This window comes from Azospirillum endophyticum (assembly GCF_016595245.1).
GTDB lineage: Bacteria > Pseudomonadota > Alphaproteobacteria > Azospirillales > Azospirillaceae > Azospirillum > Azospirillum endophyticum.
In genome coordinates, this window is the sequence record NZ_JAENHM010000084.1 from 123,900 (window position 1) to 135,524 (window position 11,625).

Annotated in this window: 9 protein-coding genes and 1 pseudogene; 7 read left to right on the plus strand and 3 right to left on the minus strand. The window is 67.0% G+C overall.

Annotated features, from left to right (window positions below; translation table 11 throughout):
- Positions 1-10 precede the first annotated feature (10 nt).
- A complete protein-coding gene (locus JHL17_RS33350; RefSeq protein WP_200198951.1) occupies positions 11-1,036 on the minus strand; it encodes a zinc-dependent alcohol dehydrogenase family protein in 1,026 nt (341 codons plus the stop codon).
- Between the two features lie 119 nt (positions 1,037-1,155).
- On the opposite strand from JHL17_RS33350, the gene JHL17_RS33355 reads away from it, so the two are divergent.
- From JHL17_RS33355 to JHL17_RS33375, 5 genes are all read left to right on the plus strand, one after another.
- Positions 1,156-2,034 carry a LysR family transcriptional regulator gene (locus JHL17_RS33355; RefSeq protein ID WP_200198952.1) on the plus strand — a complete coding sequence of 293 codons (879 nt, stop codon included), beginning with the start codon at positions 1,156-1,158 and terminating at the stop codon, positions 2,032-2,034.
- A 160-nt stretch (positions 2,035-2,194) separates the two neighbouring features.
- On the plus strand, positions 2,195-2,713 hold the full coding sequence (locus JHL17_RS33360; protein WP_200198953.1) for a MarR family winged helix-turn-helix transcriptional regulator: 519 nt from the start codon (positions 2,195-2,197) through the stop codon (positions 2,711-2,713).
- 37 nt (positions 2,714-2,750) lie between these two features.
- Positions 2,751-3,797, plus strand: a complete 1,047-nt coding sequence (locus tag JHL17_RS33365) for a threonine aldolase family protein (RefSeq protein WP_247893998.1) — start codon at positions 2,751-2,753, stop codon at positions 3,795-3,797.
- Between the two features lie 12 nt (positions 3,798-3,809).
- Positions 3,810-4,748, plus strand: coding sequence for a ketopantoate reductase family protein (locus JHL17_RS33370; protein ID WP_200198955.1), 939 nt, complete (start codon positions 3,810-3,812; stop codon positions 4,746-4,748).
- 765 nt (positions 4,749-5,513) lie between these two features.
- Positions 5,514-6,527 carry an NAD(P)-dependent oxidoreductase gene (locus tag JHL17_RS33375; protein WP_200198956.1) on the plus strand — a complete coding sequence of 338 codons (1,014 nt, stop codon included), beginning with the start codon at positions 5,514-5,516 and terminating at the stop codon, positions 6,525-6,527.
- On the opposite strand, the gene JHL17_RS33380 is transcribed toward JHL17_RS33375, so the two are convergent.
- Complete coding sequence (locus JHL17_RS33380) at positions 6,522-6,857, minus strand: hypothetical protein (protein ID WP_200198957.1); 336 nt, start codon at positions 6,855-6,857, stop codon at positions 6,522-6,524. The two genes, JHL17_RS33375 and JHL17_RS33380, sit on opposite strands and share 6 nt — an antisense overlap.
- Positions 6,858-6,984: 127 nt before the next feature.
- On the opposite strand from JHL17_RS33380, the pseudogene JHL17_RS33385 reads away from it, so the two are divergent.
- A pseudogene (locus JHL17_RS33385) lies at positions 6,985-7,128 on the plus strand (IS6 family transposase); the annotation flags it as partial.
- Positions 7,129-7,259: 131 nt separating this feature from the next.
- Positions 7,260-8,615: an IS701 family transposase gene (locus tag JHL17_RS33390; protein WP_247893999.1), complete on the plus strand. Its 1,356-nt coding sequence runs from the start codon at positions 7,260-7,262 to the stop codon at positions 8,613-8,615.
- A gap of 133 nt (positions 8,616-8,748) precedes the next feature.
- Here JHL17_RS33390 and JHL17_RS33395 read toward each other — a convergent pair whose 3' ends face one another.
- Complete coding sequence (locus JHL17_RS33395) at positions 8,749-11,616, minus strand: ATP-binding cassette domain-containing protein (protein WP_200198958.1); 2,868 nt, start codon at positions 11,614-11,616, stop codon at positions 8,749-8,751.
- Between the last annotated feature and the right edge of the window lie 9 nt (positions 11,617-11,625).

Consider the following 11,625-nt stretch of genomic DNA (forward strand, 5'->3'; position numbering starts at 1 on the left):
CGGCCACCCGTCAGCCGGCGATGTCGATGTCGATGTCGATGTCGACGACGATCCTGCCGTCGGCGCTGCCGTCCGTCATGGCGTCATGCGCATCGCCGGCCCGCTCCAGCGGAAAGCGCCGGGGGTCGAGGCGGGGCAGCAGCTTGCCGGCTTCGACCAGGGCGGCGGCATGGCGCAGGATTTCGCCGTGATGCGGCATTCCCTCTCCCGTCAGCAGGGGCAGCAGGGTGAAGACGCCCGAATAGGTCGCCGCACGGAACGAAAGCGGCGCCAGCCCATGCGTCCCCCAGCCCAGGCAGCTGACCACATGGCCGAAGCGCCGCACCGCCTGGAACGAGGCGTCGAGGACCGGACCGCCGACGGTGTCATAGACCAGATCGAAACCGCGGCCCCCGGTGTGGCGGGCGACATAGGCTTCGACCGGCTCGGTGCGGTAGTCGATGGCGGTCGCTCCCAGAGCGTCGACGACCGCCTTCTTCTCCGCGGACACGGTCGCCCAGACGGTCGCACCGAAGGCGCGGGCGATCTGCACCGCCACATGGCCGACGCCGCCGGCGCCGCCCTGGACCAGCACCGTCCGGCCCGACCGGACGTCGGCACGGTCGACCAGGCCTTCCCAGGCCGTGATGGTGACCAGAGGCAGCGCGGCGGCTTCGCGCATCGTCAGGGTTGCCGGCTTGCGCGCGAGCAGGTCGGCCTCGACCGCGGCATATTCCACCAGCGAACCCTGGCGACCGCCGACGCCGCCGATCATCCCGTAGACCTCGTCGCCAAGCTTGAAGGCGGTGACGCCGGGACCGGTGGCGACGACCGTCCCCGCCAGATCCATGCCGAGGATGGCGGGCAGCGGATGCTTCGCGTGCGCCGCCGCGCCGGCACGGATCTTGGTGTCCAGCGGATTGACGCCGCTGGCGGCGATGCGGACCAGCACTTGGCCGGGACCGGCCGCCGGCCGCGCGATCTCGGCCAGCCGGAACGGGGCGTCATACGCATCCAACACCATCGCCCGCATCGTGCCGCTCGCATCCTGTGTCATGGTTTTGCTCCTCAGTGGGAATTGCGCGTCGTCCTGACTGATCCGAAGGGTGGTCCCAACGCAGATGTTTGAAAATCAATGATCCTGTTTGATCTCCATTCAATTCTGTATGATGTGGCATGGAGTGGAGCGACCTTCGGATTTTCCTGGCGATCGCCCGCGCGGGCACGCTCGGCGCGGCGGCGCGGCGCATCGGACAGACCCAGCCGACCATGGGGCGCCGTCTGCGCGCGCTGGAGGCGGCGGTGGGGCATACGCTGTTCCAGCGGACCAGCGACGGTTTCGTGTTGACCGACGAAGGGGCCGCGGTGCTGCGCCATGCCGAGCGCATGGATGAGGAAAGCCTGGCGCTGGAGCGCGCGTTGGCCGGACAAGGCGGGCAGCTGGAGGGCAGCCTGCGGGTGTCATCCTCGGACTGGTTCGGCCTCCACATGCTGACGCCGATCCTGCACGAATTCACGCGGCTCCACCCCGGCGTGACGGTGGAGTTGCTGACCGAAGCACGGCTGCTGAGCCTTTCCCGCCGCGAGGCCGACCTCGTCTTCCGCATCCGCCCGTTCGACGAACCGGAGGTGGTGCAGCGCAAGCTGACCCGCATCGACTACGCCCTGTATGGTGCCGCCGGGAGCCGTAGGCCGAAAGCCGGCGACGGTACGGGCTGCGCGCTGGTCACGATGGACGCCGCCTTCGGCGGCATGCCGGACGTCGCATGGCTCCGCCGGATGCTCCCGAACGCCCGCACCGCCTTTCGCAGCAACAACCGCGACGTCCAGGCCGCCATGGCCGCCTCGGGTGCCGGATTGGCGGTTCTGCCGCGCCCCATCGGCGACGCGTCGGACAGGCTGCGGATCGTCGATCTCGGCGAGCCTCCACCCGGACGCGACGTCTGGATCGGCTATCACCAGGATCTCCGCCGGCTGGCTCGGCTGCGCGCCCTGGTCGATCTGACCATCGAGCGCTTTTCGCAGTCACAGACGCCGGCTCCGCTGCAGGGATAGTCTGCGCCAAGAGGCAAGCTGCCGAATCCCGCACCATGGACACGCGCCAACCGGCGATGGCATCCATCTGACGACGATCAAATACATGCATATGCTTGCATCTTCGAATTAACCTGCATATGCTGGCAATCGATCGATGATCGCGGTTGGGAGAACGTGGATGGCGGGCCGAAGGGACGATCAAAAGGGCGCCGGTGGCGGCCGCTGCAACTGCACGGCGCTGCGCAAGGCGACGCGCCGCATCTCGCAGCTTTATGATACGGCGCTCGCGTCCAGCGGCTTGAAATCGACACAGCGCGCGATCCTGGCGCAGATCAGCCGTTCCGAACCGACCACGGTCGGCGGACTGGCCCAGGCATTGGTCATGGATTCCGGCGCGCTCGCCCATACGCTGAAGCCGCTCGAACGTGACGGCCTCATCACCGTCGAGGTCGATCCCGACGACCGGCGCAGCCGGCTGATCCGCCTGACGGCGGATGGCCGGGCCAAGCTGGCGGCGACGGACGAGTCCTGGGCCCATGCGCAATCGAGCTTCGAAGCGGCTTTCGGACAGGTGGAGTCGGACCTGCTGCGCCAAGCGCTGCAGGTCCTGATTTCCGACGACTTCGTGTCCGCCTTTGAAAAGAACCTATTGGCCAACCGGCAGGAACCGAACGATCATGATCGATCTCCGCAGTGACACATGCAGCAGGCCGACGCGGGAAATGCGCGCGGCCATGGCCGATGCCGAGGTCGGCGACGACGTCTATGGCGACGATCCGACGGTGAAGGCCTTGGAGCGCGCCACCGCCGAACTGCTCGGCAAGGAAGACGCCGTCTACATGCCGACCGGCACCATGACCAACCAGGTCGGCATCCGCGCCCATACCGAACCGGGCGATGCCGTGCTGTTCGACCAGAACGCGCATGTCTACATCCTCGAGGGCGGTGCGCCTTGCGCGATCTCCGGGGTGTTGCCGCGGCTTCTCCCCGGCGTACGCGGCATCTTCTCGCCCTCCGACGTCGAAGCCGCGGTGGGCACGTCCCACCCCTTCTTCCCGGCCACCATTCCGGCGCCGGTGAAGCTTCTCTGCCTGGAGAACACCCACAACATCGGCGGCGGCTCGATCTGGCCGCTCGAGCGGCTTCGCGCCGTCACGGCGACCGGACGTCGGCTCGGCCTTGCGCTGCATCTCGATGGCGCCCGGCTCTGGCACGCGACGGCGGCGACCGGCATCAGCGAGGCCGAGTATGCCGCCCCCTTCGATTCCGTCAGCGTCTGTTTCTCCAAGGCGCTCGGTGCGCCGGTCGGCTCCTGCCTGGCCGGATCGCGGGACTTCATCGCCCGGGCGCGACGCTTCAAGCAGCAGATCGGCGGCGGTTTCCGGCAGGCCGGTATCATCGCCGCGGGTGCCCTCCACGCGCTCACCCATCACAGGCAACGATTGGGCGAGGTCAATGCGCTTGCCTCCCGGTTCGCGCGGGATCTTGCGCAGATCGACCGCATCATCCTGGACCCGGCGACGGTCGAGACCAACATCGTCCGCTTCCAACTCCGCGACGTCGAGTCCGCAAGCTTCGTGGAGGAAGCGCACCAGCGGGGGCTGTACATGCTGCCGTCCGGCCCCCATGCGGTGAGGGCCGTATTCTATCTCGACATCACCTGGGACGAGGCTAGGCGCGCGCTTGCGATCATTGCAGATATCCTGGGGGCAGATATCCTGCGCGCATTGCCGGCGCATGCGGCGGCCGGTCCAAGCGCGGCTGCGGCTGCGACCTACTGAAGGGAGGGATCCATGCGGCTCTTGGTGGTCGGCGCCGGTTCGACCGGCGGCTATTTCGGCGGGCGGCTCGCGCAGGCCGGGCGGGACGTCACCTTTCTCGTCCGCCCGCCGCGTGCGGCGCGGCTGCGTGAGCGCGGGCTCGAAATCCGCAGCCCGCACGGCGACGTGACGCTGCAGCCCCGGCTCCTGACCGCCGCCGAAATCGGCGGCGGGACCGCACAGCCGTTCGACGCGATCCTGCTGACGGTGAAGGGTTACATGCTGGAATCGGCCATGGACGACTTCGCCCCGGCCGTCGGCCCCGAGACCATGATCCTGCCGGTTCTCAACGGCATGCGGCATGTGGATCGGCTGAAGGCACGGTTCGGCGGGGCGGCGCTGGGCGGCTGCCTCTGCAAATGCGCCACCACGCTCGACGAGGAGGACCGGATCGTCCAGCTGAGTGGCCTGCAGGAACTGGCCTATGGCGAAATGGACGGCCGCTCCTCGGCGCGGATGCAGGCTCTCGACGCCTTCATGACCAATGCCGGGTTCGATGCCCGGCTCTCGCCGGTGATCGAGCGTGAAATGTGGGAGAAGTGGCTTCTGCTCGCCTCGATGGGGGCGGTCACCTGCCTGATGCGTGGCACGGTCGGCGAGGTCGAGGCGGCCCCCGGCGGACGGGATTTCATCCTGGCTGTCATCGACGAGGTCCAGACCATAATTTCGACGGTCGGCATGCCGCCCCGTGAAACCACGATCGAGGCGGTCCGCGCCCTGCTGACGACCAAGGGATCCCCCCAGACCTCGTCCATGTACCGGGATCTGCAAAACGGGCGCCCGGTCGAGGGCGACGAAATCATTGGCGACTTGGTCAAGCGTGGCCGCGACGCCGGCATCGCCGCGCCGCTGCTTGCTGCCGCCAACATCCATCTGGGGGTGTATTCGAGCCGTCAGGGCGGTTGCCGATAAGCTTGGGCTTTGCTGGTTTCGAAAGAAATCTCGACAGTCGTCCGGCTTGTATTGAATGGCCCGTCGAGCCCATAGGGATCACTACACGAAAGCTCGACTTTGCGCGTTGTGGGTTATAATTCCTATCAGGCGCCGATCCAGAAGGTGGCCTCGTCGGCGATGAAGGCGAGAGCCTCGTTGTGCCACCGGACACTCGGGGACAAGCCACCAGGACAGGTATCGATAGCCGGTGCAGTTGTGGTAGATTAAGTCTTTTGATCAGGAGCCGAGCTATCCGTTTCTATAGGTCAGCAGATGCTTTGGGTTCTCCAGCCAATCATGGCCCGAAGGTGAGGCGCGAAGTCGCCGGTACTATATTAAATGAATTGGCTTAGAAGCTGGATTTTTTGGGATTGTCATCTTCTCGTGCCGATTGCAAAGGTTAGCAGGGCAGAAAAGCCAGTCGCCGGAAACGGCGGCAGGCAAATCGAGCTTGTCCCGCGGAACAATCAAGGCGGTGTCGACAAAATATGGCTCGTTGACCGTTCTTTTTCGGAACGGTGGTGGATCACATTGACGTTGCCGCTGATAAGTGGCTTGGCGACGTAGCGAAATAGGTTTCATGGACAACGGGGTGATCGGCCGTTAGGTCCAATGGATTTCTGTGTTCATACACACTAAACGAAGATATGCAATTTAGCCAGATCTGGTCGCAGTCTACGACCACAACTTACGCTCGGTCTTGAATGGTAGGACCCGCCAACTAGGATTGTCCAGGTAACTCATGTGGAGGTTAAAACCGTGATTGTTGCTTTAGTGGGATCGTCCTCCTTTGATCGATTCTTCAATCCAGCCCATGACGAGTTGCAACGACGCGGCCATAGTGTGGCGCGGTTCTTAACGCGAAACGATCTGCTTGCCGCAGTTGACGCGCTGCAGTGTTTGGAAATCCTTGGCGCGTCCTCAAGCTTTACAGCCGACCGGGAGTTGTTTGCCAAGATGCCGCGTTTGCGCGCATTGGTTTCCCCGTTCACAGGGGTCGAAGGGTTCGATGTTTCGGCCGCGACAGCAAACGGCATACTCGTGGCGAATGGCCAAATTACGGAAAACTCCGTCAGCATGGCCGAGGCCGCAGTTCTCTTCACGCTGGCTTCGCTCTATGACCTTCATGGCACTGAGCGCTACCTTCGCGAAAACCTGCCGCGTCCCTCGCAGGTCCGTGCGCGGATGCTCATGGGAAAGAAAGTTGGCCTGATAGGCTTTGGCAAAATTGGACAGGCTATCGCGGAACGGCTGTCTGCATGGGGTGTGAGGCTCGTCGCCTCGGTGCGCACGACGCGACCGATGCCCGCATATGTCGCCGCGCAGAGCCTCGATGAGGTGCTCGCGACAAGCGATGTCGTTATCATGGCGGCTTCGCTCAATCCTGAATCACGAGGAATGCTGGATCTTGACGCGTTGCGCCGGATGAAACCGGACGTGGTGTTTGTCAACATCACGCGGGGCGGCATCGTCCCCGACGATACGCTCGCCGCGCTCGCCGCAGAGCGACCTGCTATGCGCATCGCCCTCGATGTGTTCGACCCAGAGCCGCTGAAAGAGAATAGTCCGCTGCGCGACCTTCCAAACGCCATCCTTACCCCACACATGGTAGGACATACGGTAGAGTCTCAGATGCGCCTGCCGGAGGCATTCTGCGAGAACCTTCTAGCGGTGGCAGAGTGGCGGGTGCCTGAATACGTTGTCAATCCGTCTGTGATCGAAACGTGGCTGAGAAAACAGGACAGCGCACAGCTATAGTTGCGACGTAAGCGGTGTGAGCGCACCCTTCACCGATTCCCCGGGATCACCGCATGGATCTGTTGCGGCGGGCCTTGAAGTGTTCGCGAAGGTCGAGGATTGCCTTGGCCAGGGCTGGTAGTCGGCCTCGATGATAGGCGTTGTGCCGAGAAGAGGGTGCAAGGCCTGGAACGTGGTGTGTTCAGGCTTGTCCGGGTTGGTCATGCTCTTCCAGGCGCGCGGTGCCAGCCAGGTTGCCATGAGGAAGCCGAAGGACCAGAAGATCGGGTCCAAGCCTCCGGCATGGTGGGGCGGCAGTTGCGGCTGATAGAGATAGGGAAATTGCGCCATCGTTTCCGACAGGTGGTCCCGGACCAGGAGCTTGAACCGATCCTTGAGGCGGACATTATTCCGTGGGCACCGTCAAGTTGGCGGCGGCGGGATTGCCGGGGGCGGTCGGGCTGGGTACGGTAGGGGCATGACGACGCGTTCCTATCCCCGTTTTTCCGGCTACCGCTACCCCGCCGAGGTCATCATGACCGCAGTGTGGCTGTACCATCGCTACCCTCTGAGCCTTCGGATGGTCGAGGAGATGCTGGCGGCGCGCGGCATCACGGTGAGCTAGAGGAGAGCGCGATAGGTGTTTTCGACTTTGCGCATTTGGGGACACTTGTCCTGTCCTGCGCGGGCGTCGCAATACCGTCGGCGAAAGGTTGTTGGCTGGTCAACGTCCGACGACACCGCAGGTGCCCCATGCCACGCCCAGCCGTCTCTCTTCCCCAAACCTTCGTAGCTTGGCTGTGGCCCTATCTGGATGCATTTTCGGGGCGCACCCGCTCTACGGTGGCGGCGCTCGCGGTCGGTGCGGTGCTGGCGGTTGGTCCCCGCACCGTGGCCAACCTGCTCCGCGCCCTCGGCTTGGCGGACGATCCCGGCTTCGCCGCTTTTCACCGCGTACTCAACCGGAATCGCTGGTCGGGGCTGAAGCTCGCACGCACCCTGCTGAACGCCCTGGTCAACGCCTTCGTCCCGGACGGCCCGATCGTCATCGGTGTCGACCATACTTTTGAACGGCGCAGGGGAGCCCGTGTTCGCCCAGCAAGCCATTGCTTCGACTCCGTCCGGTCCTCGACGGAGCAGACGGTCACCAGCCGCGGATTGCGCTGGATGACCGCCATGCTGCTGGTCGAGGTTCCGTTCGCCGGCCGTATCTGGGGGCTGCCGGTGCTGAGCGCGCTGGTGCCGAGCCGCGCCTGGTGCGAGGCACAGGGCCGGCACTATCGGCCGACCACCGTCTGGGCACGGGGCATCCTGCTGCGTCTCCACCGCTGGCTGCCGGATCGCCTGCTGGTCGCCGTCATGGATGGCGAATTCGCCGCACTGACCCTGCTCGACGCCGTCAGCCCGCACATGGTCGCGATCACTCGGCTGCGCCTGGATGCCCGCCTGTTCGATCCGCCACCAGACCCGCCCTTGACCTTGCGGCAGATAATGAAAGGCGCCCGCCAACCCAGCTTGCGGGCCCGTCTGACCGACAAGGTTACCGTCTGGCACCGGGCGGCTCAACCAAGCCGAACCCGGTGGCGCCCCGGCGGCTGGATCGACTATGCCTCCGGAACGGCGCTGTGGCACCACCAGGGCAAGCCGATCGTGCCCATCCTCTGGGTGATGGTGCGCTATCCCGATGGCCGGCGCGATCCGGAAGCTTTTCTGTGCACCGACCTGTCGATGTCGCCACGCACCGTCCTGGAATGGTTCAACCGCCGCTGGGCAATGGAGACGACGTATGAGGAGAGCCGTGCTCATCTCGGCATCGAGACCCAGCGACAGTGGGCAGACCCGGCGGTATTCCGCACCGCCCCACTGCTGTTCGGGCTTTACTCGTTGATCACGCTGTACGTCCATCAGAATGCCGGCCGCCTCGCTCTGTCGCCCCGGCGCGCCATCTGGTATCCGAAACCAGCGCCGACTTTCGCCGATGCCTTGGCCCGTCTGCGCCAGCACCTGTGGTTCGAACAGGCCGCCATGTCGCCCGCTGAAGGCGACATGCTCAGATCGCCGCCATCGTTCCTTCGACGGCTCGTCGACGTCGCCTGCTACGCGCCGTAATCCCCATCACCCCTCACCATTGCTGAACTTGTGAACCGCCTCCTAACCGAGACGGCAGTCCTGAAATGCGCAAAGTCGAAGCGCACTCTCGTGTAGTGCCCCCATAGGACTCCCGGTGAGCCTTCGGCCCCCGCTACGTCCCCAGCAGCCCGCGCGCCTGCAGGTCGGCGAAGCTGCCGGCATGGGCGACGCGGCCGCCGTCCAGGATCAGGATGCGGTCGGCGCCCCGGATGGTTTCCAGCCGGTGGGCGATGACGATGCGGGTGCAGTCGAGCGACGACAGGGTGCGGATGGTCGCCGCCTGGGTGGCGTTGTCGAGCGCGCTGGTTGCCTCGTCCAGGATCAGGACGTCCGGCTTGGTCACCAGCGCGCGGGCGAGCAGCAGCCGCTGCACCTGTCCGCCCGACAGCGTGCGCGACGCGTCGGCGATCGGCGTGCGCACGCCCAGCGGCATCGCCCGGATCTCGTCGGCGATCGCCGCCGCCGCCAGCGCGTCCCAGATCTCGGCCTCCGTCGCCTCGCTCAGGCCGCGCACCACGTCGATCAGCGCGCCGGGCGGCAGCTGCGCCCCCTGCAGGACGGTTCCGATCCGCCGCCGCAGCAGGCCGAGATCGAGCGAGGACAGATCGTTGCCGTCATAGGTGACGCTGCCGACCCGCGGCCGTTCCAGCCCGAGCAGCAGCCGGACGAGGGTGGACTTGCCGCAGCCCGACCGGCCGAGGACCGCCACATATTCGCCGGCGGCAATGGTCAGGTGCAGGTTGGCGAAGATCGGGGTTTCCGCCTGGGCATAGGTGAAGTACAGGCCGCTGACCGCGATCCGCCCCGACAGCCGGCCAGGGTCGATGCGGCCGAGCGTCGGCTCCGGCGCGCAGTGCAGGACCGGATCGGCGAAGGCACGGGCGGCGTGGAGCTGGTAGAAGGCGCCGAACCCGTCGCCCAGGGCCGCCGCCGCGCCGTTGGCGATCATGTAGGCGGTCATCATCGCGACGATGCTGGCGCTGTCGGTGCCGGCGGCATGGAAGACCAGGAACAGCGCCGCCATCGCCAGCACCGGCAGGGCGGCGTTGACCGCCGCCATCCGGCCCTCGATCTCCTGCACCTCCATGCGCTTCTCGCGCATGCCGATGAAGCGCTCGGCCCAATGGGTCAGCGCCCAATGCTCGGCGGCGGCCAGGCGCAGCTTGGCGATGCCGGTCAGGAACTGCATCGCCAGGGAATCGGCCTGCCCGTTCAGCGCCTCGCCCAGCTTGTAGACGCGCGCCCGCAGCACCGCCGACAGCACCGCCAGCCCGAGCTGGACCGCCAGCGCCAGCACCGCCGCCACCGCACCGCCGCCATGGAAGGACGCCATGGCGAAGACGGAGGCGGCCAGCACCGCGCCGGTGCCGATGCCGGCGACCAGGAAGCCCTGGGCGGCCAGCGGCAGCGCCATCGCCAATCCGACCCGTGCCGCCATGTCGCCGGCCGAATGGGCGCGCAGCACCGGCATGGGCAGGCGCAGCACCCGGTCCCACAAGCCGGCATGCAGCCCGGCCTCGCGCATGGTCTGCATGCTTTGGCGCGTCACCTCGCCGACGAGCTGGATCACCAGCGTGACCGCGGCGACGCAGCCCAGCAGGATGCCCAGCTCCAGCAGCCCGCCATGGTCGCGCGCCGGCACCAGGGACGAGAAGGCGAACTTCATCCCGAACGGCATGGCGAGACCGAGCAGGGCGCCCAGCGCCGCCACCGCCAGGGTCAGCAGCCAGAAGGTGGGCGGGGTCCGGACGAAGCGCATCAGCGATCCGACCGTCTGCGGCCGGTCGGGCAGCGGCTCCACCATGGTCCAGGCGGAGGCCGACAGCCCGGCGGCGACTTGCGGCGTGACGCGGACCGGCTTCCGCTTGCGTGCGGCCGCCTTGCCGGCCCCTTCCCCGTCCACCAGCTCGTAGCCGCGCCCCTTCGGCAGCAACGCCACCGGCCGGCCGTCCAGCGTCGCGCCGACCAGCGGGCCGAGCGGACGGCGCCACCAGCCCTCCGTCAGCGTCACCGGGCGCATGTGCTGACCGGAAGCGCGGGCGATCTCCTCCATGGTCGGCTGCACGTCGAGGTCGCGCTCGCGCAGCAGGGTCGGCCGGCGCAGCCGCAGGCGCGGGTTGTTGCGGGCGGCGACCGCGCTCATCGCGGCGAACAGCGGGTCGTGATGGCCGCCGTCCGCCGTCCCCGGCGGCTTGCGGGCATGGTCGAGCAGCCGGCCGGCGAGATGGACGAAGCGCCCGCCCTCCTCCGTCTCGCGGGCGCCGCGCAGCGACAGCCGGCCGGCCTCGTCGGCCTCGGCCAGGCCGCGGGCGCCCATCAGCATCTCGCCGCAGGCCGCGGTCAACGCCTGGATGCCGGCCAGCGCGGCCGGCAGGTCGCGCGGCAGCGGACGGCGGCCGAAGACGATGCGCAGCGGCCCCGCCGCCTTCAGCCAAGCCCGCGCCGGCAAGGGCATGATGCCCTGGACCATCTCCTGCTCCAGCAACAGGGCGCCGGGGGCGGGCACCGCGCACCACAGGCCGGCCTCCTGGACCATGACGAGTTGGGATTCGGCCAGATCGACCGCGGTCCCGCAGCGGCCCGGCCGGTGGACGCGGTCGGGATGCCAGAGGATGGCGGCGAGGCCGCAGACCAGCATGGACGACCAGGCTTCCATCCCGGCCAGCAGGGCGTCGGCTTCGATCTCCTCCAGCGGATCGGCGACCGTCTCCAGCCGCGCCCCGGCCGCCGGCACGGCGATCAGCTCCTGCATGAAGGCGTCGATCCCGACCAGGAGGCTGCCGGCCGGCAACCGGCCGAGGAACAGGCGGGACCCGGCATTGGCCCCCATGGCGGCGACGGCGAAGACGTCGGCCTCGCCCTCCTCCAGGAACCAGACGGCCCCGGCCGGCTCCAGCGCCACCGCCGGCTGCTGGAAGGCGATGCCGGGAAGCGGTAGCGGCCCGGCAGTGTCGACGGCGACGGGATCGGCGGTGGTCATCGGCGGATC

Bases quoted from the DNA above. Each gene is read 5' to 3' on its own strand.
- JHL17_RS33350 (WP_200198951.1), bottom strand. From the start codon at position 1,036: ATGACACAGGATGCGAGCGGCACGATGCGGGCGATGGTGTTGGATGCG.
- JHL17_RS33355 (WP_200198952.1), top strand. From the start codon at position 1,156: ATGGAGTGGAGCGACCTTCGGATTTTCCTGGCGATCGCCCGCGCGGGC.
- JHL17_RS33380 (WP_200198957.1), bottom strand. From the start codon at position 6,857: ATGGCGCAATTTCCCTATCTCTATCAGCCGCAACTGCCGCCCCACCAT.
- JHL17_RS33365 (WP_247893998.1), top strand. From the start codon at position 2,751: ATGGCCGATGCCGAGGTCGGCGACGACGTCTATGGCGACGATCCGACG.
- JHL17_RS33395 (WP_200198958.1), bottom strand. From the start codon at position 11,616: ATGACCACCGCCGATCCCGTCGCCGTCGACACTGCCGGGCCGCTACCG.
- JHL17_RS33370 (WP_200198955.1), top strand. From the start codon at position 3,810: ATGCGGCTCTTGGTGGTCGGCGCCGGTTCGACCGGCGGCTATTTCGGC.
- JHL17_RS33390 (WP_247893999.1), top strand. From the start codon at position 7,260: ATGCCACGCCCAGCCGTCTCTCTTCCCCAAACCTTCGTAGCTTGGCTG.
- JHL17_RS33360 (WP_200198953.1), top strand. From the start codon at position 2,195: ATGGCGGGCCGAAGGGACGATCAAAAGGGCGCCGGTGGCGGCCGCTGC.